Origin of the sequence: Chryseobacterium aurantiacum (assembly GCF_003020585.1) — a bacterium.
Taxonomy (GTDB): Bacteria; Bacteroidota; Bacteroidia; order Flavobacteriales; family Weeksellaceae; genus Chryseobacterium; species Chryseobacterium aurantiacum.
Window position 1 is genome coordinate 181430 of record NZ_PXUE01000007.1, and the last position, 22274, is coordinate 203703.

The 22274-nt window shown below is 36.4% G+C and carries 24 protein-coding genes; 4 read left to right on the plus strand and 20 right to left on the minus strand.

The window, feature by feature from the left end; translation table 11 throughout:
- Positions 1-18: 18 nt before the first annotated feature.
- From C7D53_RS19415 to C7D53_RS19455, 9 genes are all read right to left on the minus strand, one after another.
- Complete coding sequence (locus C7D53_RS19415; RefSeq protein ID WP_106918054.1) at positions 19-957, minus strand: Dyp-type peroxidase; 939 nt, start codon at positions 955-957, stop codon at positions 19-21.
- A gap of 201 nt (positions 958-1158) precedes the next feature.
- Positions 1159-2808: a DNA repair protein RecN gene (locus C7D53_RS19420; protein WP_106918055.1), complete on the minus strand. Its 1650-nt coding sequence runs from the start codon at positions 2806-2808 to the stop codon at positions 1159-1161.
- A gap of 94 nt (positions 2809-2902) precedes the next feature.
- Entirely contained in the window at positions 2903-3265 is a 363-nt protein-coding gene (locus C7D53_RS19425) for an SMI1/KNR4 family protein (RefSeq protein ID WP_106918056.1), read from the minus strand.
- Entirely contained in the window at positions 3190-3420 is a 231-nt protein-coding gene (locus C7D53_RS19430; protein ID WP_106918057.1) for a hypothetical protein, read from the minus strand. Before C7D53_RS19430 ends, C7D53_RS19425 begins: the two co-directional genes overlap by 76 nt.
- On the minus strand, positions 3411-4313 hold the full coding sequence (porD, locus tag C7D53_RS19435; protein WP_106918058.1) for a type IX secretion system protein PorD: 903 nt from the start codon (positions 4311-4313) through the stop codon (positions 3411-3413). The genes C7D53_RS19430 and porD overlap by 10 nt, the downstream gene beginning before the upstream one ends.
- A 36-nt stretch (positions 4314-4349) precedes the next feature.
- On the minus strand, positions 4350-5555 hold the full coding sequence (gene coaBC / locus C7D53_RS19440) for a bifunctional phosphopantothenoylcysteine decarboxylase/phosphopantothenate--cysteine ligase CoaBC (RefSeq protein ID WP_106918059.1): 1206 nt from the start codon (positions 5553-5555) through the stop codon (positions 4350-4352).
- Between the two features lie 123 nt (positions 5556-5678).
- A complete protein-coding gene (locus tag C7D53_RS19445; RefSeq protein ID WP_047424579.1) occupies positions 5679-6002 on the minus strand; it encodes a DNA-directed RNA polymerase subunit omega in 324 nt (107 codons plus the stop codon).
- Between the two features lie 41 nt (positions 6003-6043).
- On the minus strand, positions 6044-7039 hold the full coding sequence (locus tag C7D53_RS19450) for an outer membrane protein assembly factor BamD (RefSeq protein ID WP_106918060.1): 996 nt from the start codon (positions 7037-7039) through the stop codon (positions 6044-6046).
- A 103-nt stretch (positions 7040-7142) separates the two neighbouring features.
- A complete protein-coding gene (locus C7D53_RS19455) occupies positions 7143-7772 on the minus strand; it encodes a TetR/AcrR family transcriptional regulator (RefSeq protein WP_053327537.1) in 630 nt (209 codons plus the stop codon).
- Between the two features lie 96 nt (positions 7773-7868).
- Between C7D53_RS19455 and C7D53_RS19460 the strand changes: the two genes are divergently transcribed.
- The 4 genes from C7D53_RS19460 to C7D53_RS19475 all read left to right on the plus strand — a co-directional run bounded on the left by C7D53_RS19460 (position 7869) and on the right by C7D53_RS19475 (position 10388).
- On the plus strand, positions 7869-8495 hold the full coding sequence (locus tag C7D53_RS19460; RefSeq protein WP_106918061.1) for a TatD family hydrolase: 627 nt from the start codon (positions 7869-7871) through the stop codon (positions 8493-8495).
- The gene (locus tag C7D53_RS19465; protein ID WP_106918062.1) at positions 8488-9213 is read left to right on the plus strand and encodes a tRNA threonylcarbamoyladenosine dehydratase; all 726 of its coding nucleotides are present in this window, start codon (positions 8488-8490) and stop codon (positions 9211-9213) included. Before C7D53_RS19460 ends, C7D53_RS19465 begins: the two co-directional genes overlap by 8 nt.
- Positions 9213-9584, plus strand: coding sequence for a ribonuclease P protein component (gene rnpA, locus C7D53_RS19470; protein WP_106918063.1), 372 nt, complete (start codon positions 9213-9215; stop codon positions 9582-9584). Before C7D53_RS19465 ends, rnpA begins: the two co-directional genes overlap by 1 nt.
- A 198-nt stretch (positions 9585-9782) precedes the next feature.
- Positions 9783-10388 (plus strand): DUF4126 domain-containing protein, encoded by a 606-nt coding sequence (locus C7D53_RS19475; protein WP_106918064.1) that lies wholly within the window; start codon positions 9783-9785, stop codon positions 10386-10388.
- A gap of 41 nt (positions 10389-10429) precedes the next feature.
- Here C7D53_RS19475 and C7D53_RS19480 read toward each other — a convergent pair whose 3' ends face one another.
- From C7D53_RS19480 to lysA, 11 genes are all read right to left on the minus strand, one after another.
- Positions 10430-12445, minus strand: a complete 2016-nt coding sequence (locus C7D53_RS19480; protein WP_106918065.1) for a tetratricopeptide repeat protein — start codon at positions 12443-12445, stop codon at positions 10430-10432.
- 1 nt (position 12446) lies between these two features.
- Entirely contained in the window at positions 12447-12998 is a 552-nt protein-coding gene (gene lptE, locus C7D53_RS19485; RefSeq protein WP_106918107.1) for an LPS assembly lipoprotein LptE, read from the minus strand.
- The gene (locus C7D53_RS19490; protein WP_106918066.1) at positions 12988-13689 is read right to left on the minus strand and encodes a DUF4013 domain-containing protein; all 702 of its coding nucleotides are present in this window, start codon (positions 13687-13689) and stop codon (positions 12988-12990) included. The genes lptE and C7D53_RS19490 overlap by 11 nt, the downstream gene beginning before the upstream one ends.
- A gap of 13 nt (positions 13690-13702) precedes the next feature.
- A complete protein-coding gene (locus tag C7D53_RS19495; RefSeq protein WP_106918067.1) occupies positions 13703-14992 on the minus strand; it encodes a sigma-54 interaction domain-containing protein in 1290 nt (429 codons plus the stop codon).
- Positions 14993-15028: 36 nt separating this feature from the next.
- Positions 15029-15826, minus strand: coding sequence for a tetratricopeptide repeat protein (locus C7D53_RS19500; protein WP_106918068.1), 798 nt, complete (start codon positions 15824-15826; stop codon positions 15029-15031).
- Positions 15798-16316 (minus strand): hypothetical protein, encoded by a 519-nt coding sequence (locus C7D53_RS19505; protein ID WP_106918069.1) that lies wholly within the window; start codon positions 16314-16316, stop codon positions 15798-15800. The genes C7D53_RS19500 and C7D53_RS19505 overlap by 29 nt, the downstream gene beginning before the upstream one ends.
- 9 nt (positions 16317-16325) lie before the next feature.
- Complete coding sequence (gene miaB / locus C7D53_RS19510) at positions 16326-17762, minus strand: tRNA (N6-isopentenyl adenosine(37)-C2)-methylthiotransferase MiaB (RefSeq protein WP_106918070.1); 1437 nt, start codon at positions 17760-17762, stop codon at positions 16326-16328.
- A gap of 241 nt (positions 17763-18003) precedes the next feature.
- Positions 18004-18420 carry an energy transducer TonB gene (locus C7D53_RS19515; RefSeq protein ID WP_162926225.1) on the minus strand — a complete coding sequence of 139 codons (417 nt, stop codon included), beginning with the start codon at positions 18418-18420 and terminating at the stop codon, positions 18004-18006.
- Positions 18421-18428: 8 nt separating this feature from the next.
- Complete coding sequence (locus C7D53_RS19520) at positions 18429-18908, minus strand: energy transducer TonB (RefSeq protein WP_106918072.1); 480 nt, start codon at positions 18906-18908, stop codon at positions 18429-18431.
- A gap of 123 nt (positions 18909-19031) precedes the next feature.
- On the minus strand, positions 19032-20765 hold the full coding sequence (locus C7D53_RS19525; protein ID WP_106918073.1) for a thiamine pyrophosphate-dependent enzyme: 1734 nt from the start codon (positions 20763-20765) through the stop codon (positions 19032-19034).
- 243 nt (positions 20766-21008) lie between these two features.
- Complete coding sequence (lysA, locus tag C7D53_RS19530) at positions 21009-22211, minus strand: diaminopimelate decarboxylase (RefSeq protein ID WP_185126717.1); 1203 nt, start codon at positions 22209-22211, stop codon at positions 21009-21011.
- Positions 22212-22274 lie beyond the last annotated feature (63 nt).

The following is a 22274-nucleotide window of genomic DNA, read 5'->3' on the forward strand; positions in this document are numbered from 1 at the left end:
CTTTGTTCTTATTTGGTTTTATCCTGAGAAGTCATCCAGCATATTTCTGGTAGGAACAAAGAAAAGTGTTCCGGTAACTGCTGTACTGAAATCTAATATTCTATCATAGTTTCCGGGAGGATTTCCAATAAACATATGAGTCAGCATTTTGTTTGTAGTGGTAAATGTACTTGCATAGGCAATAAAATAGGTTCCAAACTCATTGGTAGAGGGATTTCCAAAAGGCATATTGTCTCTTACAATCTTTAGCTCTTCACCATTTTCACCTTCAATATTGGCCAAAGCAATGTGGGAATTGGATGGTTTCACTTCGTCAGACATTTCAATATCATTTTCCTTGGATCTTCCTATTACTTTTTCCTGATCTTCTGTGGACAAGTTTTTCCATGCATCCATATTGTGAAGATATTTTTGAACGAACAGATAGCTTCCTCCTTTATACGGCAGGTCTTCGTCTCCAATCTTTGCAAAATAATCCCGATCCTCTCCATGTGGATTCTCTGTTCCGTCTACAAAGCCAAGAATCGATCTTGCATCCCAATATTTAAATCCATGAATTTCCAAAATGCTTTCTGCAACAGGATTCAACAGCCTGGATATTTCAACAGCCATATCAAAGATCAGACTTTTGTTGTCTGCCCTTAAATGAAAGTGAAGGTCACCTGGTGTAGAAACAGCAATATGCTTATCACCTTTTATTTCTTCAAAATTCACCAGCTCTTTGGGTAATGGTGTCGGAAGTTCTAGTTTCTTCCATGCATCAGCACCTATTCCCATCACGCAACTTACCCTACTGTCCGGAAATCTGTTAAAACCGGAATTATTAAGATTTAGCACCAAGGCACATAGTTTCTGAAAAACATCTTTTAGCTGTGGACTATCATGAAGTTTCCAGACCATGAAGATGGTATTGCTGTTAGGATAATCAGTTACATTTTGTGATTCTATCGTACTCATCCGTCTTTTTGTAGTAAAGTTATTTAAACTTATCAGAGAATTCAAGGGTGGATGGTAAAAAATCTTTAATTTTTAATGCTTAAAAATAGGGCTGTTTTCAAAATAGACATGCTGTCATGAGCCAAGGAATATGACTTTCTCCAGCAGATCTTTAAATCTTAAACTTTCTTTAAAAATGATTTTGAAAGGGAGCAGTAAGCCCTAGCCAATCAACTCTTTTGCTTGTGCAAGAGCTGCCTCTGTAATTTTGCTTCCGGAAAGCAATTGGGCAATTTCGTTCAGCTTATCTTCATCACTCAAAGCAATAATGGTGGATTGAGTTTTCCCGGCAACATCCTGTTTTACAACCTTGTAATTGTCATTTCCTTTAGCAGCAACCTGTGCAAGGTGAGAAATAACGATCAGCTGCATATCTTCAGACATTTCACGCATAAGATTTCCGATTTCCTCTGCTACTTTTCCTGAAACTCCGGTATCAATCTCATCTAAAATCAGGGTCGGTAATTCATCGCTTTCCGCAATAATTTTCTTCACGGCAAGCATAACCCTTGATCTTTCACCTCCTGAAATTGCTGTTTGAATCGGCTTTAATGGGAATCCTGAGTTCGCCTGAAATAATAGTTGGATATTTTCATTTCCAAACTGATTAAATTCTACAGCTTCCTGCAATTCTATATCAACTTTTGCTTTTTCAAGGCCCAATTTTTTAAGGAGATTCTCTGCTTTTTTAATAAAAACAGGAACGTTCTTTTTTCTATTTTTAGAAAGTTTCTCAGCAAGGACTTGAAGGGTCTTTTCTTTTTTAGAAATATTTTCCTCAGTTTCTGCAATCTGTGATTCCAATTCTGAAGCTCCTTTCTGATCTCCTGCTAATTCGTTTCTTATTTCTATCAGTTCATTAAGATCTGAAACATTATGTTTAAGAAATAGTGCATTGATCTTATTGTTCAGCTCTGTAAGAAATACAAGGTTTTCAGGGTTGATTTCTACCTTTTCCGCCTCATGTTCTAGTTCGGAAATAATATCTTTCAGCTCTACAAAAGATGTTTCAAGCCTTTGATCCAGCTCTGCAAAACTGGTAGAGACTTCAGATATTCTGGAAAGTTTAGCTTTTGCTTCATTAAAGAAAGACAAAATTCCGATTTCCTCCTGATGGAATCTTGATAAGATTTGTCCTACATTTTCAGAAATCATTCCAGCGTTTTCCTGAATAGACAACTGATTCTGAACATCTTCAAAATCTACATCATCCAACTTTAACTCTTCCAGCTCATTAAGCAAAAATTCTTTATAATCGCTTTCTTTGGTAGATTCTGAAAGTTGGGTCTTTAATTTTTTAAGCAGCATCTTCAGATTCTGAAAATCCGAAAATTCCTGCTGATATTCTTCTATAATCTTTTTATTTTCAGAAAGTCCATCAATAATTTTAAACTGATATTCTGATGTAAAAAGATTGGATGTTTCAAATTGGGAATGAATATCAATCAGTTGGGAAGAAAGTTCTTTAAGAACATCCAATGTTACAGGAACATCATTGATGAATGCACGAGATTTTCCTGATGGAAGAATTTCTCTTCTTATAATGGTCTGATGTTCGTAATCCAGATCATTTTCAATGAAAAACTTCTTAAACTGATTGTTAAGATCAAACTCCGTTTCTACAATACTTTTTTCCTCTGTCTTTGCAATGGATTTCACATCAGCCCTTTCTCCTAGAATAAGTCGTAGCGCTCCCAGAATAATGGATTTACCGGCACCTGTTTCACCGGTTATTACCTGTAAACCATTTTTCAATGATACTTCTAAGGTATCAATTAAGGCAAAGTTTTTAATGTAAATTCTCGAAAGCATTGATATTCCGGTTATAATCCAATTGGAGTTTGAATGGTAAAAATAAGTTTTTTTAATGAAAGCGGAAATGACAAATATTGATTAATATACCAACCTACTCTTTTGAAATTTCAATAAGTAATTCGTGAAAGTCCTTGTATTGATACTCAAAAGAATCAACATCCTCATGATCCCAGCGAACTACAGCATTATTGTTATGGGTATCAAAGCATAGCAATCCCCAATCACTATATACTGCAAAGGGAACATATCCCTTGTCGAAAAGAAATTTTCTTGGATAGGTATCAAACATCATTTCACGGAGAGAGGCTCTCCAGCTATTGATTGGTAGTGGGCAAAATGAAACTTCTGAAATCTGGAGCTCATAAAAATGCTTATGTTTCAGAAATATTTTAAAATCATCTGGGAAAACAAATCCGGTTTCTTCTTCAAATTCTTGAAGTTCGGTATCTGTAATGGAACTTTTAACAGGAAGCCATGATTTCCATTCTTCATCAGACTGATCCGGGGCTCAATATCACAAGGAAGTTTATTGAGATCATTCTCAATCCAAAAATTGAGGGTTCTGTCAATAATTTCTTCAATCTTTCCCCGATTGTTGATTACTTCCATTTATTCCACTTATTATCTGCGTTTTTCGGTGAAAGAATAATCATGGTTTGTTTTAAGTCATTAAGAATAAGGCCGCCATTATTTCCGGAATTGAAAACGTTAAAGATCTCATCACTTTTAGTATCCATAAACAGATTGAAGTAAAATCCTTGCTGAAATGAGTTTTCATATCTCTTGAGCTGCATCAGGGCATCGAAAATCACCTTCTTGCCTGCGGTCTGATCCTGATTGAAAAGATTATCCATTCCTGACCTGTGATAGGTATACATTGTAGAACGCAACTGGCTCCAGTTAGGGTTGATTATTTCATTGATCAGTATTGTACGGCTTCTTGGCTCATTAATGGTATTCCATCCGTCATAGTTTCTGTTCTGAGAGTTTTGGGCAATCTGCTGAGCTTTTGCAAACCACTGGCTTCCTCCCATTGACTGGAAACTATCTGCATCATATCCCAAAATAAGATAAATATAGAAACTGATGACATCCGTAAGATTTTTGCCGGAAAACTGTCTTTCGTTAAAAATAAGGTTTTCGTTCTCAATATATTCAAAACTGAATCTTTTATCCTGAAGATTCAGTAAAGGGGATTCGTATGTTGTGTTATAAACGGGACGTACTGCCTGCACAACAATTGTACCTGTGAATTTGTTTACATTTCTTTCTGAAATCACAATGGCAAATCCACATTTAATCTTTTCAAAATTCTGCAATTTCTTTCCTGTCCAGCTGGTATTATTGATAAAGTCTCTAAGGCTTTTTTCCAGTGACTTAAATGCCTGCTGGTTACTTCCTCCTATCTGCTGAGAATTTACCTGGACTGTAGCCAGTAGTTCCTGAGAAAAACCAAGGTTACATATCAAAAACAGAAAAAATAAACTTATAATTTTTTTCATTGTCTATTAAAAATTGAGAACGGAAATTTATTAAAATTATTTTAAAATCTGAGACTCAACAAAATTGAGAATATCCTTGGCGACATCATCTTTAGATTTCAGATTGAATTCTTTCTTTTCAGTCTTTGTAAATATCTTTATTTTATTGGTGTCATTTTTAAAGCCTGCCCCCTCATCACGCAAAGAGTTAAGAACAATCATATCAAGATTTTTCTTTTCCAGCTTCCCTTTTGCATTTTCTTCTTCATTTTGAGTTTCTAAAGCAAAGCCTACCAAAAACTGATGGGTTTTCTTTTCTCCCATGGTTTTAAGAATATCAGGATTCTTAACCAGCTCAATGGTGAGATTTTCATCATTTTTCTTGATTTTCTCTTTGGCAATCTCCTTTGGAGCATAATCTGCAACCGCAGCACTCGCGATACCAATGTCTATTTTATCATAGAATTCAAATACCTTGGCCAGCATTTCTTTGGCTGAAGTTACTTTATGAAGTTCTACATTTTTGTCATTAAGGATTTGGGAACTTGGCCCCGAGATTAGAATTACTCTGGCTCCTCTTTTTGAAGCTTCCTCAGCCAGAGAAAAGCCCATTTTTCCTGAAGAATGATTTCCTATAAACCTTACCGGATCAAGCGCTTCATAAGTAGGTCCGGCAGTAATCAGTACTGTTTTTCCCTCAAGACTATTTGTGGCTGTATTATCTGTAAAATAATCTTCAATAGTATTAAAAATAGTACCGGGCTCGGCCATTCTGCCTTGTCCAATGAGTCCACTCGCCAGTTCACCGTTTTCTGCGGGGATAATTGTGTGTCCGAAACTTTCAGCAAGTTCCAGATTTTTCTTGGTGGATGGGTGTACATACATATCCAAATCCATTGCCGGGGCAATAAACACGGGACATTTTGCTGACATATAGGTCGCGATAACGAGATTATCACACATCCCATGAGTCATTTTAGCCAATGTATTTGCGGTACATGGAGCTATAATCATGACATCTGCCCATAAGGCTAATTCCACATGGCTGTTCCAGGTACCGTTATCTCCATAAAAATCAGAGTAAACAGGTTTCTTGGATAATGTTGAGAGGCTTAATTTGGTTACAAAATGTTCTGCATCGGGAGTCATTATTATCTGTACCTCAGCTCCTTTCTTCACAAAATCCCTTATCAGAAAATGAACTTTATAAGCCGCAATTCCTCCTGAAACGGCGATAAGTATCTTTTTACCGGAAACACTCATTTAGCTTTAATTTTTTTGAAACACTAAAATACTTATTTTTTCCCACAATAAGGGTTTAAAACAATAAAGGTCATAAAAGAACAGAATTCTTTTATGACCTTCGTTTATAAAAAACACAGATGATTATTTTCTATCCTCTGTTTTTCTGAAATACACATCTTCGTTTAACCACTCTTCAATAGCGATTGAAGTTGGCTTTGGAAGCTTTTCGTAATGCTTAGAGATCTCAATTTGCTCTCTGTTTTCGAAAACCTCTTCTAATGTAGAATTGTGAACAGCAAATTCATCTAATTTGTTGTGAAGCTCCGTACGGATCTCCGCATTGATCTGCTCTGCTCTCTTTCCCATGATAACAATAGCTTCATAGATTGAACCTACTTTATCTTCAATCTTATCCTTATCGTAAGTGATAGTATTTACTTCTGCTTTTGTATCTTTTACACTCATTTTGAGAAAATTATTTTATTTTAAGATGGCAAATTTACGAATTATCTTTGAATTTTGAAAGTCGCCGCAGGCGGAGGTGTCTGAAGGGCTGCACTATCCCTCTGCATCTGCTTTGCTTGTTTTTCATTACTGATCTGATCTTTAATTTCCTGATCAGATTTATTTTGCTTAGCCAGCTTATCTGCTTCTTTTTTCTGTCTTGCTGTTAAAGCTGCTATTCTTTCTTCAGTTTGCTTTTTAACAACAACAAAGTTTTGTTTTTCTTTCTCCAGCTTCACTCTAAGGTCAGCTGCGGTTTTGGAATATTCGGTATTAGGAAGCTCTTTTTCTACCATTTTTGCGTAGGTTAATGCACTTTCAATACGCTCGTCCTTAAGGTCATAAATTGACTTTGTTGCCAATTCATAACGTGATTTCATGATATAATCATAAATTTTTGAACGAAGCTTTGTACTTGGGAAATCTTCCAATACATTTTCCAATGCTACATTAGCTGCTTTATACTGTCCCATTTTGAAATACTGTCTTCCATTTTCATAGGCTTTGAATTCCAATTTGTAAGACAACTCATCAATAAGTTGAGAAATATTTTTTGATCTTTCAGAATTTGGATAATTGTTCAGAAAGTCCTGAAGCTCATTGATTGCCAATTCTGTACTCGACTGGTCCAGGTTGTAATCCATAGATCCCTCATAGTAGCATAATGCAGACATATAAGCTGCTTCTTCTGCTCTTGGGTCTTTTGGAAAATTGATTGCAAAGTTTTTAAACTGATGACCTGCCAGCTTATAGTTCTTATCATAGTAGTTGGCATAAGCTGTATTGAAACCTACATTTGGAAAGTCATCTGTTCCCGCCACAAGATTGGCAAGTCTGTCGTAAAGAGCCAATGCATTTTTCCACTTTTTCTTCGCGAAGTTTTCATTAGCTGCCTTTAAGATAAACTCTTTATCAGCGCTCTTCATTGCTCTTTCCTGCTGGCTTACACATGAGGCAATTACTGCTACAGCAAAAAGACCTAAAATATATTTTTTCATATAAAAAATTCAACAGTTTTCGGATTACACAGCCGATTTACTAATTTGCAAAAATATAACTTTTTTGTCAATAGATTTTTTTTTATGAATATTTAACGTAAAATTAGTCTGCAGCGTATCCCAAAATAGCAAAAACGCTCAATAAAAGATTCATTCTCACTTTTTTCTCAGCTTCTTTTGCGTAGGTTTCTTCATTTTTACTTGGTACGTAAAGTTCATAAAAGTTTTTGTTTCGGATCACGAATAATGTGGAACCAATAATCATGGTAAGAATATCTTCTGGTTTGGGGGTAAAAGTAAAGACTCCGGAGGCAACTCCTTTTTTAATTACTTCATCCAGTTTCTTTACAAACAGCTGATAGAAGTCCAGCAACTCATCTTTCAGGTTCTCTGTATGGCGAAGCTCCTGCGTGACAAACCCGTGAAAATAATTGTATTTGAATAGTTGGGAAACGATGTATTTTATCATTTCGCGCATCTGCATTTCAGGCTTTCCCTCCTTGATGGTGTCTGCAAATTCTGAGAAATTCTCTCTGGTCTTCAACACCCTGTACTGATAGAGGTAAGACATCATTTTCTCTTTGGAACCGAAGTAATAAGAGATCATGGCAACGTTTATATTTGCCTTAGAACAGATATCTCTTACAGAAGTTCCTTCGTATCCTTTTTTTGCAATCAGCTCTTCTGCAATATCCAGTATGTGAATCTGTTTTTCTGTAAATTTTTTTTTCATGAAGTGTACTTTGAGTAAAGTTAAGAAATTTTTAACACATTTATAAACGATTGTTTAATAATTTTTAATTAATTCTAAATAATAGTATTTTTGAAAATGGAATTTTTTGATTTTCACCATCATAAAAAAAATATCCGAGATGGAATTTACAATCTGGACATTGAAGAAATTCCTCCAGATTTTCCTTATTCAATAGGTATTCATCCCCGTGATATTGATGTTACTAATATCAACCAACAGCTTAGCTGGATGAAAAGCATGATGCTTCAAAACTGTTTTGCCATCGGTGAATGCGGCCTGGATTCTATGGTTCCCATTGATCAAAAAATTCAAGGAGAAGTCTTTTTACAACAGATTAAAATAGCCAATGAGGTAAAAAAACCAATTATTATTCATTGTGTGAGAAAATTCTACGAGGTAATCTCTTTTAAGAAAAAATCCACCCAGGCTATGATTATTCATGGTTTTAATAAGAAACAGAGAATTGCTGAGGATCTTCTTGCCAATAATTTTTACCTGAGTTTTGGAAAAGCTGTTTTGTATAATTTATCTTTGCAGGATATTTTAAAAAGCACTCCACTAGATAAACTCTTTTTAGAAACTGACAATGAAGATTTTAAGATCGAAGAATTGTACCTAAAAGTTTCGGAGATAAAAGATATTTCTTTGGAACAACTCAATGAACAAATTTTAGAAAATTTACACACGATTAGAAATGGATAAGTACTGGTTGGAAAGAACGGAGCTTCTGGTAAAAGAAGAAGGTTTGGAAAAATTGAATAAAGCCAATGTTTTGGTTGTTGGTTTAGGCGGTGTAGGTTCTTTTGCTGCTGAATTTCTGGCTAGAGCCGGAGTAGGAAATATGACGATCGTGGATGGTGATACAGTTGACATTACCAATGTGAACAGACAGTTACCGGCTTTACGTTCTACTGTTGGAAAACATAAAGTAGAGGTTGTTGCAGATAGGCTTTTAGATATCAACCCTGATCTTAATTTAACCAAAATCAATGAGTTTCTAAATCCTGAAAGAATGGATGAAGTTTTAGACTCTGCAAAATTTGATTATGTTTTGGACTGCATTGACAGTGTTACTCCAAAACTTTGTTTGATTATTGCTGCCAAAAGAAGAAAGATAAAAATTGTAAGCTCAATGGGAGCCGGCGGAAAAACCGATCCAAGCAAAGTACTGGTTAGGGACATTAGTAAAACTGAACATTGCCACCTCGCAAGACAAGTAAGAAAAAGACTGAAAAAGGTAAAAATTGACAAAGGGGTTCGTTGTGTTTTTGCCAATGATATTCAGGATGAGGAAAGCTTAAAAATGACTGACGGAACCAATTATAAAAGATCTTTTTACGGAACAATAAGCTATATGCCTGCAATTTTCGGTTTGTATGCTGCTGCTGAAGTTATCAACTCTTTAGTGAAACAAGATTAATGCAGAACACCAAATATCCCAGAGCGGAAAAGCTCAAAATGAATACAGAGATCGGTTTACTTTTTGAAAAAGGTAAATGGCGAACTTCTGGAAATCTAAGAATTATCATTTTGAAAGACAAGCCTGCTCTTCCGATAGAAAGCGGGAAGTTTGGCGTATCAGTTTCAAAAAGATATTTCAAAAAAGCGGTTCATAGAAATCGTGTAAAAAGACTGCTTAGGGAGTGTTATCGTTTGAATAAGGATGTATTTAAGGCGGCTTTTGGAGAAAATACTATTGCAATGTTATTTTGGGTTTCTCCAGAAATGCCTCAAAAGTTTCAGGACGTGGAAGCCCAGTTTCTAAAATTGTGTGAGGCACAGAAAAAGTAATACTCTTCGCTATTCTCCTATGAAGCTATCTCGGCTTCTCAATAGCTAATCCCATTATAGGTTTATGAAGATCTGTAATTTTTTTGCTTGCAGATTTTGCGGATTTTTATTTTTCCTGTATTAACGTAAATTTCACAACATATCAAATCTCAGATAGTTTTTGTAATTTTATAGGAAACATTAAATCTGAAAACGAATATGTTAGACAATATTCCCTACCTTTCCTATGTAATCAGTGCCTTTATAGGCATTGGGTTAGCTGCTGCAACGGGCTTCAGGGTCTTTTTACCTATGTTTATGGTAAGCCTGGCATCTTACTTTCACTGGATCCCTATGAGTGAGCAGTTTGAGTGGCTTGCAGGTCTGCCAACACTTATTACCACCGGAATAGCAACAGTTGCCGAGATTCTTGCCTATTACATCCCCTTTGTTGATCATTTACTGGATACTGTCACCATTCCTATGGCTACCGTTGCCGGTTCTATTTTATTTGCCAGTCAGTTTGCTGAGCTGGGAACATTTCCGCAATGGGCATTGGCATTAATTGCCGGTGGAGGAACGGCAGCCACCATTAGTTCTGGTTTTGCAGGAATAAGGGCTGCTTCTACAGCCACTACGGGAGGACTGGGAAATTCCGTCGTAGGAACCTCAGAAACGGCCGGTGCCGGCATTATGTCTGTTCTTGCTATGGTAGCCCCTATTATTGCGGCTATTTTAGCTATTATCTTATTAATTGTTGTGGTTATCTTTGGACGAAAGGCCTGGAAAAAATTACGGGGCAGTAAAAGCGTCCCTGAAAATTGATATACAAAAAAGTACAGCCTTTACAGCTGTACTTTTTTTATTTAGTTTTTACTTCTAAAATCTTTTATGTCCTTGATTTTGGTTTGAAAATACTCTTTCTTATCAGGATTTTTCTTGATTAATATTTCAAATGCCTTTATTGCCTTGGTATATAGCTTTTGTTCAAAGTAAAGATTAGCCAATGTTTCTGTCATCAAATGCGAGATATCATCATTCTTTTCTTTTACAACATAAGAACTTTCTTCTCTTAGCTGGCTGATCCTAGGATTGTTTTCAATAAAAGCTTCAATTGCTTTCTCTTTGATCTCAACTTTCTCTTTTATGGTCTCTTCCGGCCTATCTATTTTCAGCCAACTTTGCCAGGTATTGATAAAGCCTGGAACATTACTATCTATGGAGGATTGAGGGGTACTTTCTACCGCAACCTCCTGTATTGTTTCTTCGCTTACTGAGCTTTTCTTATTTTCTTTCTTGGCTTCTTCAACACTTAGACTTGAAATATCTGACCCGAAGAATGAAACATTCATTACAGGAGCTTCTTCTTTTGGAGTTCCCTTACTTTCAATTTCTTTTGAATCTTCCTTGGTTTCAGGCTGATCTTCTACAAGCTCAGAGATTTCTTCCACAACCGGTACAACATCTTCATTTGCTGCTTCCGGTTCAGCTTCCGTCTTATCAATAAGTTCTGTGGTTTCAATTTTTTCAGACTCTGTAACAGGCAACTCTTCCTTTGCAGGGGGTGCCGATTCTACTGGCTTCTTGATTAGGGAATCCGGCATATTAGATTCAAGGCTCATTGGCCTCCAAGAGGTTTGAACTTCAGGAGTTTCTTCTTCTTTTTCTTCTATAATCTCTTCCTGAGCAACAACTTCAACAGGTTTTGCATTTTCTACAATTCCCTCTTGCTGTACAGGTTCTGATTTTATTTCTTCCGATTCTGGATTATCTTGATTTGTAGACCAAAAATGGAAATTCTGTGTTTCGGCAAAGCTAATCTCGTGATCTTCGGAGGCAATCACCTCTTCTGTTTCTGGTTGCGGAGCAGACTTTGTCTCTTTCATTTTTTTCTCCACTTCCTCAATCAGGCGTCTCATTTCCTCCTCATGTTTATTTACATTAGTTTGGGAAATTTCAGCAACTTCTGTCACTTCTTCATTATTTGCCTGTATTTTGACATCTGGCAGAAATGCTTCAGTTCCGTGGAAGCTTAGTTCAGCCTCAGATTCTTTTTGTACCTCTTCTGGGGCAGAAACTGAAATATTTTCGCTTTCAATGATGGCTTCAGCTTCAATTGATTCTTCAGCTTTATTTTCTTCAATACTTTCTGTTGGCACTAAGGACTCTGTTTCTTCAAAACTTAGATTTTCCTCTTCCTCCACTTTTTCTTCTTCAGTTTCTGAAATGATTACATCTTCATCAATAACTGCTGTTGGAGTAAAGTCTTCACCTGCATTTTCTTCAATCTCAGCCTGCGCCTCCTCTTTTGTATTGTCAATGGATTCTTCTGATATGGATTCTTTCTTTTGGGTAACCAGGGTTCCCGATTCTAATGTAGATTCAAGATCAATGGTTTCAGTATTTTCTTCATCCAGGAAGTTTTCTTCCCCTTCGAATAAGATTCTGTTTCTTTCACCATTCACAAAGATATGCTTCACCTCTTCTGAGGTTTGCAATAGGCAGGATTCTTTATCCTCTTCTTCGTTCTTTTCAGGAACAGTTTCTTCTCTTTTTATTGGAAAGCCTTTTTCTTTATAGGCATATCGCGGTTTTTCAACAATCTTTGAGGATTGTTTTTCTTCTACAGGCTCAGATTTAGGCTCCTGTTGAATCTTTCCATTAATCAGTTGATAAAGAATTTTCTTATCAGTAGTATAAGCTGCCGTTATGGAAAGTTCTTTCTGATAATTTTCTTTTTCATATAGATGTACTCCATATAAATGAAGTGCCCTTATATTTTGAATATAGGGAAAGGAGTGAATCTCTTCTTTCAAAAGGCCAAGGTCTTCTGATTGAATATTTTTCGGATTTTTTATTAATTCTAAAACTCTGGGATTCATCTTACCAATTCGCTACAATGTCGTTAAAAATCTTATTAATAATTCTCTCTGTTACAATTTTCACCTGTGAAGCTTCGATATCGGATTGTGACAAGTTGCTGTTAAAAGCTGCTTCATCGGAATAGGTTCTATCAAAACTAGAATCCGGGTGTACTTTATTTTCATAATGTACCTTTACGGTAATTGTAAGCTTATTCTGTGCCTGCTGTATCACTCCACCCGCTGGAGTTTGCGATGTGGTAGAGCTGATAGTAGTTGGCGTAATGGCATAATCTGTAATTTCTCCTTCAATCAAGATATCAGGATTCTCTTTGGTTCCTTTCAGGGTTGTTCTCTGTACAAATCTATTTTGAATGTCTGTTGAGAACTGCTGTGATAATGCAGGGTTTACAAGGGTTGCATTATTGGGAAACTCATTGATCTGAACGGTCTTTTCATCTGTAAGGGATGATCCTGTAAAGCTATAACAAGAATTTAGAACTCCTAGCAAAGCAAAAAGAACTCCAACCAGTATTGGCTGCTTCAGACTAATATTTTTATTTTTAAAATTCATTTTTAGATCCAATTTCAGTAATTTCATCATGTTCAATTTGTTGAATAGCATCTTCATAGGCAAAATAATTTGCAGTATATAAAAATGGCATCGTAAGAAAAATTCCTACCCCGCAGGCAATAACACCAATCTGAGCTAAAATACCTATTACTATTGAGAAAAGAAAAATTGACAGGAGATTTCCTTTACTCATTACTTTTGAAATATTCCAAGCTTCTTTTATATCATTAATTCCTTTAAGGCTGATTAATGGGGTAATATAGAAAGCTTTCAATGCGAAATAATAGATAGCCACTATTATTAAAAACATATAAGGAATCATGAAAAGCACTACCGCCGGGTTATCATTATTATTTGACATACCACCGGTTACAGTCATCACAATAAATAAAGGAATGTAAAGTACTAAAACACCTCCAAAAACAATTAACTGCAGAATAAAATAAGGCATAAAGTCTTTAAAGTCAAAAATATCTCCGGGACTTGCAGCTTGATTTCTATTAAGCTTTTGAAGATATTTATATAGATTACCCATTGCCAATAGTCCACAAAAAGGAATAATTGACATAAGGCAGCATACTAAAAATGCCAGAAAAATATTACCGAAGTCTTTCTTTAAAAGCTCAAAACCTTTATTAATATATTCTCCGAGTTTAAAATTGATTGGTTTAGGAGTTAAAATTACTTTCATTCTTGTATTGTGTTTAATCTTCCAGGTTATATTGTTTTATTTTTCTATATAAAGTTCTCTGTGAGATTCCCAGTTCATCTGCTGCTCTGTTTCTTCGCCCTTTATGCTTCTCCAGTGCTTTGATAATTAAATCTTTTTCATTGTTTTGAAGAGAAAGTGATTCTGGTCTGTTCTCTTCTATTTCAATGTCTTCAAAGTCTTCATAGCTATCTTCAGGACTTGAAATAATGGTGGGTGTCTGAACAGTGGGTGTATCGTTATTATTTTCAAAATATACTAAAGATCCGGAGTTGACTTGTGGCTGGCTTTCCGGAGTATAAATTCTGTTGATCAGATTTTTCTCATGATTGCTTAAGTCTGCCGTTCCTCTGTTCTTTATCAATTCCGAAGTTAAGGATTTTAAATCATTAATATCATTCCTCATATCAAAGAGAATTTTATACATAATTTCTCTTTCGCTTCCGAAGTCATTTTGCTTGGGTGTACTCTGATTATTAACCACCATTGGAAGATGGGTTTCCATAGGAATGTATTCTGCAAGCTTTTCTGCTGTGATGTTTCTGTTTCTTTCTACAACAGTCATTTGCTCAACAAGATTTCTTAACTGGCGGACATTTCCCGGAAAAGAATAGTTGTCTATATAATGAACGGCATTAGGCTCCAGCTCCAGTTCAGGCATTCTGTATTTTTCCGCAAAGTCTATCGCAAATTTTCTGAATAGCAAATGGATATCGCCTTTTCTTTCTCTTAAAGGGGGCATGTCGATCTGAACGGTATTCAAACGGTAGTATAAATCCTCACGGAATCTGCCGTCATGAATAGCTTTCATCATGTTGACATTGGTAGCAGCTACAATCCTTACATTGGTTTTTTGAACCTGTGAGGAACCTACTTTCATAAATTCACCACTTTCCAGTACTCTTAAAAGACGAACCTGCGTCTGTAGCGGAAGTTCTCCCACCTCATCCAGAAAGATTGTTCCGCCATCAGCAACTTCAAAATATCCTTTTCTGGTTGCTGTAGCACCTGTAAAAGCTCCTTTTTCGTGTCCGAACAGTTCAGAATCTATGGTTCCCTCAGGAATTGCTCCACAGTTTACTACGATATAAGGCTGGTGTTTTCTTTTGGATTCTGAATGGATAATCTTTGGAATGAATTCTTTTCCCACCCCACTTTCTCCAATAACAAGAACGGAGATGTCTGTAGGGGCAACCTGGATAGATTTTTCCAGGGCCCTGTTGAGTGCCGGAAAATTCCCGATAATTCCAAAGCGGTTTTTTATGTTTTGTAACTCGTTGCTCATAAGTAAATTTTTGATTATTGATTCAATGTTAATGTTCTACAGTTCTTCTATCTGTGTTCTGTAGATTTTGTTGAAATGATGGGTGTAGACGTCTTTCATTGTCTTTCCGTCATCATACGTTTTTAGGGCTAACATTTTCAAGTCCAAATAATCTTTGTTTCTAATCTTAGAAACTTTACTTTTAAAGTATATGTTCTCAGCAAAGTCGTTTTCCTTGCTTTGTTTTTCAAAATTCTCCAGGGCTTTGTCATACCTTCCCAGCTCAAAATAGGTTACTCCCAGCTGATAATGATCAAACATTCCCTTTACATAAACTCTGGTAACCAGAAGTCTTTCTATAATACCTGCGGATTTCTCTTTCTGCCCTAAGGCGCTGTAGGACATAGCTTTCAATACACCCAGATGATAGTCTCCGTTTAAGGATCTTCCTAGATCTTCAGGATAGTATTTCTTTAATTCCTCCAGATCCTGTATAGCTCCCCTATAGTCTCTCAAAAACTGGAATTTACACCAACCTCTGTATCCGAGATGCATTTTGGGATCTAAAGCAACAGCCTTGTCAATTAAGATTTTCCAGGTTGCAAAATCTCCGTTTTTAAGATAAGGAACCGCTTTCTCCATATAGGCATTGGAGAAACTCGGGCAAAGTTCAATAGCTTTATCAAAACCTTCCTGAGATTCCCAGGAGCCTTGTAAATCTGAAGCCCAGTTGTATAACTCACACGCTTTTTTGCAGTCCTCACCCTCTACTGCATTACAGTTGACCTGTGCAATAGTATTGGTGTACACTATAAGTAACAAAAAGCTAAGGTAATACCTCTGAAACTTGTCCATTTTCAATTTTATAGGTTAAATACTGATAATAGTCTATTTTTAAACCTTTTACCTCTTTTGGCATCCAGCCATTGAGTGATTTTGTGAATTTTAATAACTTATTTTCTAATTCTTCATCCAAGATGGTATCTTTCAATTCTGAATTCATATGCTTCAGCCTGAACCATCCTGTCTTTCCCTCACAATTTACTAAAAATCTAACGGTAACATAACCATTAATCTGCTTTTCGGAGGATATATTTTCTTTTTTTAGTTTTTCAACAATAGCAATCTTTTCTCCTTTATAATCAACCGGCGGTTGCCCATGATAATACTGGAAACTGAAAGGTCTGTTTTTACCTGCTCCGCATTTTTTAAAATCTGCATCATCCAGTTTTTCATTAAATATAGTATCGCCCACAGTATCCGGATATTTCCCTGTATTTTTCTCTGCCTGACTGGAGATCAGAACAAAGGAAAATAGAGCAAAAAGGTAAACCGCTTTTATCAAAACCTAAATTTATTCTGTGATTCTTCCTAAAAGTGTGCCTTGGGTGTTATCGTAAACAAAAACGTCCACAATGTCACCTATTTTCTGTCCTTCTGTTTTATCAAAGACACATACTGCATTCTGGGAGTTTCTTCCTTTCCACTGGTTTTCATTCTTCCTGGAAGTTCCTTCAATCAGAATCTGGTGCATTCTTCCCACATAAGATTTCATTCTTTGTCTGGAAAGATCTCCTTGTAAGGCAATCACCTCAGCAAGACGTCTCTGCTTCACATCAGCCGGAATATTGTCTTCCATTTTCTTGTGCGCAGGAGTTCCTGGTCTTTCTGAATAGGCAAACATATAACCGTAGTCATATTCCACTTCCTTCATAAGACTTAATGTATCCTGATGATCTTCTTCTGATTCGTTACAGAATCCGACAATCATATCCTGAGAAAAGGCTACTTCAGGAACAATTTCCTTGGCTTTTCTGATTAACTCAAGATATTCTTCACGGGTATGTTGTCTGTTCATCGCTTCAAGCATATTATTGCTTCCACTCTGTACAGGAAGGTGTACATATTTACAGATATTATCGTGCTTCGCCATCATTTTGAATACATCAAGGCTCATATCCTGAGGATTAGATGTAGAGAATCTGATTCTCATTTCAGGAATAGCCTTGGCTACTAAATCAAGCAATTGAGCAAAGTTAACTGCCGTGGCTTTCTGCATTTCAGATGCCTTGGCAAAATCTTTTTTAGGACCTCCTCCATACCACAGGTAAGAGTCTACATTTTGTCCTAAAAGGGTAATTTCCTTATATCCGCTATTGGCAAGATCTTTACATTCGTCTATAATGGAGTGTGGATCACGGCTTCTTTCTCTTCCTCTGGTAAACGGAACCACACAGAATGTACACATATTATCACAACCTCTGGTGATGGTAACGAAGGCGGTAACCCCATTCCCACCTAAACGCACAGGGTTGATATCTGCATAAGTCTCTTCTTTTGAAAGAATTACATTGATAGCATCTCTTCCATCATCTGTTTCTTTCAATAGGTTCGGCAGGTCCCTATAAGCATCCGGCCCCACTACAAGATCTACCAATTGTTCTTCTTCTAAGAATTTGGTTTTTAATCTTTCCGCCATACATCCCAGAACTCCTACCGTCATATTCGGTTTTTCTTTCTTAAGATTTTTGAACTGAGAAAGACGCATTCTCACTGTTTGTTCAGCTTTTTCACGAATGGAGCATGTATTCAACAGGATCAAATCTGCTTCTTCAACTTTCATCGTCGTATTATACCCTTGTTCATTAAGGATGGATGCAACAATCTCAGAGTCAGAGAAATTCATCTGACAACCGTAGCTTTCTAAAAACAGTTTTTTAGAATTCTCAGGTCTTTCGGCAATGGCAAAAGCTTCACCCTGTTTTGTCTCGTCTATATATTTTTCCTGCACGATAATCTATTTAAGGTTCGGAATTTAAAACTCACAAGGGATTACTCCGTGAATTTTAATCTACGAACAGATAAGTTTGCAAAGATACAAAATATTGTGACAGAATGTCAGGGCTATCTTTCAGTAAAAATTATTGAAAAATCTAAAGGAAGTATAACTCCTTTTTTTATTAGAATATTTATATACCAGGCAGGTTCTCAATACTTTTTATCTTTACATCTTTTGATCGTCAAAAGATTTTTTAATCTCCATGATCAAAATGATCTGATGTAAAGTTAATTTTAATGATTTTCTTTGAAACCACAGGAGTACCGTCTTTCATGGCTGGCTTCCATTTCTTTTTTACCTTTTTAATCGCGAAACGCATATCATCAATAAACATTTCGCTGTTCTTTACTTTTGGTAAAACATCAAGATTTTCAACCTTACCTGCTGTATTTACATCAAATACAAAAACAAATTTTCCGTTGACTGCATATTTCTTAAGATCAATATAAGAGTATATCATTTGTAAAAACTCTTTGGTGAAAGCTTCATCACCACCAGGAAATTCTGCATTTTGATAAGTTCCTGCATTCTCATTCTTAGTCTGGGATTCTTGTGAGTACCCCATAAAGCTAAAAAATAAGAACAGGAGTAAAAAATATTTTTTCATCATAACGTGCATTACATATCTACAGATAATGAAGAGAAGTTCATTCTTACCCTCATTTCAGATTTTACAGGTTGTCCATTGCAGGTTGCAGGGTTCCAAGTTTTCTTAATTCTTCTTACCACATACTGCATATCATCAAAGAAAGCCTCGCTGTGAAGAACTTTTGGTGAACCAACTGCATCAATAACTTTTCCTTTATCATCTATAATGAGTGAAAATGTAAAATCACCGCTCAACGTATAAAAGTCTGCATTCAGATACGTGTACATATATTTGCTCAATATGTTTTTGTAGGCTGAAGCTCCTCCCTCGAAAGAAGCAGGCTTAAAATCATTACACTTAGCAGCAACCTGTAGAAAGGGTTCTTTAATATCTATTTTAAAAAGGTTTTTATTGTTCTCTACAATAAAGGAATCGTCTCTATCTTCAAGCTCTTGGGCCCCTGCAAAGCTAGCAACACAAAGAGCAAAAAAAACAAGTATCGTTCTCATAGTGGATTTTATTCTTAAATTATTGAACAAAGGTAAATATTTAGAAGTTTTATAAAAAAGAAAAACTTCATACGAATATGAAGTTTTAAAAGTATTCCCACTCAAAATAGGGTTATAATCTGGCTATAACATTCCTTTGATATGTTTATAGTTGGATTTCACTGTTTCAAGAACCTCATCCATTTTTCCACCCAGCATGAGCTGTGCCATAGATTTTGTCATTCCCAGCACCTGATCGAATTCAATTTTTGGAGGGAGTGCGAGAGCATTCGGATTGGTGAAAATATTCAACAGGTAAGGACCATTATGATTGAAGCATTCCTTAATAGCATTTTCCACATCTTCGGGCTTATGCACATTTTTTCCGGGATATCCCATTGCTTGGGCAACTAATCCAAAATCAGGATTAATCATGTCTGTTTCATTATCCGGCATCCCCCCTACTTCCATTTCTAGTTTTACCATTCCCAGGGTTCTGTTATTAAAAACAATCAACTTGATGGGTAATTTATACTGAAAAATTGTAGCCATATCTCCTAATAACATAGACAGACCACCATCTCCACACATCGCGATAATCTGCTTATCCGGATGCGCCAAGGAAGCACCAATGGCCATGGGCATTGCATTAGCCATAGATCCATGATTAAATGAACCCAACATCTTTCTTTCTCCGGTTCCTGTAATAAATCGGGCACCCCAAACGCAGCACATTCCCGTATCTACAGTAAAAATAGCATCTTTTTGGGCCAATCGGTCCAAAGTGTGGGCCACATACTCCGGTTGGATGGCGTCTTCCTTACCAAAATCTTTTACATATTCGAGCTGGTTTTCCTTTACTTTTTCATAAAACGCCAACTGTTCATTCAGGAAATCAGCGTCTGTCTTTTCTTTCAGCATGGGCAGCAAAGCCATAATGGTTTGTTTAATATCTCCGGTAAGTCCCATTTCAAGCTTCGCCCGTCTTCCTAATCTTTCGGGGCTTTCATCTACCTGAACAATTTTATTTTTTACAGGCATGAATTTTTGATAAGGAAAATCGGTACCAAGAAGAATAACAAGATCTGCTTCGTGCATGGCATGATAAGCAGACGGAAAACCTAGCAATCCTGTAAGACCAATTTCATTCGGATTATTAGGCTGAATGGCCATTTTCCCACGAAATGAATATCCCACGGGCGCTTTTAATAACCTGGATAATTCGATCACTTCTGCACTGGCTTCGGAGGCTCCTATCCCGCAGTATAGGGTTACTTTCTTATTTTCATTGATAAGTGTTGCCAGATTTTTCAGCTCATCGTCCGATGGTCTGATAACGGGATTAGTCTTAAATATTTGAGTTGAAGTAGAAGCTTCTTCTGCATCGAGCTCAGAAACATCACCCGGAAGTCCTATTACCGCAACTCCTTTTTTTGAAATGGCATGCTGAATGGCTGTCTGCATTGTTCTTTGCACCTGTTCAGGCCTTGTAATCATTTGATTGTAATAGCTGCAATCATCAAACAGCTTTATGGTATTTGTTTCCTGAAAATAATCCATCCCCATTTCGTCACTGGGAATAGTGGAGGCAATAACCAACATTGGAATATGGGACCTGTGTGCTTCATACACCCCATTGATAAGATGAACGTGCCCCGGCCCGCAGCTTCCGGCACATACCGCAAAGCCATCAAGTTCTGCTTCGGCGGCGGCGGCGTAAGCTCCTACTTCTTCATGCCGTACATGAATCCATTGGATGCTGCTTTTCTTGACTGCAATATTGAGATGATTGAGGCTGTCTCCTGTTACTGCATAAATTCTTTTTACATTGGCATTTTCGAGCATTTCAACAATTTGCTCTGCTATATTTTTAGCCATAATTAATAGATTTGGTGGTTATTTTCTCTTTACAAAGAATGGTAATAAGAGGATACAAATCCCTCTAACACTATCAAATTTAGCTAATTAATTGGAACTTCCGGACAGTTCCAGTATTAAAACTTTGTTATTTTTATTGAAATTCTGCTGGTTTAAAAGTTTACAGCAGGCTATTTTTTGTTATCTAAAAATAAATCGGCCGCCCTTGTGGGCGGCCGATTCAATATTATTATTTGATCCGATTTAGACAACCACTTCAATCTGGTTTCTTAACAAATCTTCAAACTCGTCTCTTTTACGAATAAGGTGAGCTTTTCCATCCAGGAATAAAACTTCTGCCGGCTTTAATCTTGAATTGAAGTTCGAACTCATTTCAAAACCGTAGGCTCCCGCATTATGGAATGCAAGGATATCACCTTCTCTTACTTCATTTAATTTTCTGTCCCAAGCAAAAGTATCTGTTTCGCAGATATTTCCCACTACGGTATAAATTCTTTCAGCTCCTTTTGGGTTAGATAAATTCTCAATCATATGGTAAGAATCATAAAACATTGGACGAATCAAATGATTAAATCCGGAATTTACCCCCACGAAAACAGTAGCTGTAGTCTGCTTAATCACATTAGCCTTCACCAATAAGTAACCGCTTTTCCCTACCAAGAATTTCCCTGGTTCAAACCAAAGCTCGAATTTCTTTCCTGTCGTTTTTGAAAACTCAGAAATTACTTTTTCTACTTTTTTACCTAAAGTTCTAACATCAGTCTCTTCTTCACTGTCCTGGTAAGGGATTTTGAAGCCACTTCCCATATCCAGATATTTCAGGTTCGGGAAATGCTCGGAAAGCTCCAGCATAATATCCAAAGCCTGTAAAAATACATCCGGATCTTTGATTTCGCTTCCGGTATGCATGTGAAGTCCTTCAACATTCAGGTTTGTGCTTTTCATCACTCTTTCAATGTGACGAACCTGATGAATAGAAATACCGAATTTACTATCGATATGCCCCGTTGAAATTTTATAGTTACCTCCGGCGAAAATATGAGGGTTGATTCTTACTAAGATTGGATAAGTATTTCCGTATTTATTCCCGAATTGCTCAAGAATAGAAATGTTATCAATGTTTATATGAACTCCAAAAGCCATTGCTTCCTCTATTTCTGCAAGGTCCACACAATTTGGAGTAAATAATATTTTTTCTTTCGAAAAGCCTGCCTTTAATCCAAGTTTAACTTCATTAATAGATACACAATCCAAAGAGGCACCCAAGTTCTTGACATACTTAAGGATATTGATGTTTGTCAACGCCTTCGCTGCATAGAAAAACTTTGTGTGTTTTAAAAAAGAAGATGTAAGCTTTTCGTATTGAACTTTGATGGATTCAGCATCATAAACATACACCGGGGTGCCAAACTCATTGGCAATCTTTAATAATTCTTTTGAATTCATAATTTCATTTTTAACATAAAAAAAGGCAGATCCTCCGAAAAAGAACCTGCCACATTAATTATT

Excerpts from the sequence above, each read along its gene's own strand:
- rnpA (WP_106918063.1), top strand. The coding sequence starts at position 9,213 with ATGCAGAACACCAAATATCCCAGAGCGGAAAAGCTCAAAATGAATACA.
- C7D53_RS19430 (WP_106918057.1), bottom strand. The coding sequence starts at position 3,420 with ATGGAAGTAATCAACAATCGGGGAAAGATTGAAGAAATTATTGACAGA.
- C7D53_RS19415 (WP_106918054.1), bottom strand. The coding sequence starts at position 957 with ATGAGTACGATAGAATCACAAAATGTAACTGATTATCCTAACAGCAAT.
- lptE (WP_106918107.1), bottom strand. The coding sequence starts at position 12,998 with ATGAATTTTAAAAATAAAAATATTAGTCTGAAGCAGCCAATACTGGTT.
- C7D53_RS19500 (WP_106918068.1), bottom strand. The coding sequence starts at position 15,826 with ATGGACAAGTTTCAGAGGTATTACCTTAGCTTTTTGTTACTTATAGTG.
- lysA (WP_185126717.1), bottom strand. The coding sequence starts at position 22,211 with ATGAATTCAAAAGAATTATTAAAGATTGCCAATGAGTTTGGCACCCCG.
- C7D53_RS19420 (WP_106918055.1), bottom strand. The coding sequence starts at position 2,808 with ATGCTTTCGAGAATTTACATTAAAAACTTTGCCTTAATTGATACCTTA.
- C7D53_RS19465 (WP_106918062.1), top strand. The coding sequence starts at position 8,488 with ATGGATAAGTACTGGTTGGAAAGAACGGAGCTTCTGGTAAAAGAAGAA.
- C7D53_RS19495 (WP_106918067.1), bottom strand. The coding sequence starts at position 14,992 with ATGAGCAACGAGTTACAAAACATAAAAAACCGCTTTGGAATTATCGGG.
- C7D53_RS19480 (WP_106918065.1), bottom strand. The coding sequence starts at position 12,445 with ATGAATCCCAGAGTTTTAGAATTAATAAAAAATCCGAAAAATATTCAA.
- C7D53_RS19520 (WP_106918072.1), bottom strand. The coding sequence starts at position 18,908 with ATGAGAACGATACTTGTTTTTTTTGCTCTTTGTGTTGCTAGCTTTGCA.
- porD (WP_106918058.1), bottom strand. The coding sequence starts at position 4,313 with ATGAAAAAAATTATAAGTTTATTTTTTCTGTTTTTGATATGTAACCTT.
- C7D53_RS19525 (WP_106918073.1), bottom strand. The coding sequence starts at position 20,765 with ATGGCTAAAAATATAGCAGAGCAAATTGTTGAAATGCTCGAAAATGCC.
- C7D53_RS19490 (WP_106918066.1), bottom strand. The coding sequence starts at position 13,689 with ATGAAAGTAATTTTAACTCCTAAACCAATCAATTTTAAACTCGGAGAA.
- C7D53_RS19475 (WP_106918064.1), top strand. The coding sequence starts at position 9,783 with ATGTTAGACAATATTCCCTACCTTTCCTATGTAATCAGTGCCTTTATA.
- C7D53_RS19455 (WP_053327537.1), bottom strand. The coding sequence starts at position 7,772 with ATGAAAAAAAAATTTACAGAAAAACAGATTCACATACTGGATATTGCA.
- C7D53_RS19515 (WP_162926225.1), bottom strand. The coding sequence starts at position 18,420 with ATGATGAAAAAATATTTTTTACTCCTGTTCTTATTTTTTAGCTTTATG.
- C7D53_RS19445 (WP_047424579.1), bottom strand. The coding sequence starts at position 6,002 with ATGAGTGTAAAAGATACAAAAGCAGAAGTAAATACTATCACTTACGAT.
- C7D53_RS19460 (WP_106918061.1), top strand. The coding sequence starts at position 7,869 with ATGGAATTTTTTGATTTTCACCATCATAAAAAAAATATCCGAGATGGA.
- coaBC (WP_106918059.1), bottom strand. The coding sequence starts at position 5,555 with ATGAGTGTTTCCGGTAAAAAGATACTTATCGCCGTTTCAGGAGGAATT.
- C7D53_RS19450 (WP_106918060.1), bottom strand. The coding sequence starts at position 7,039 with ATGAAAAAATATATTTTAGGTCTTTTTGCTGTAGCAGTAATTGCCTCA.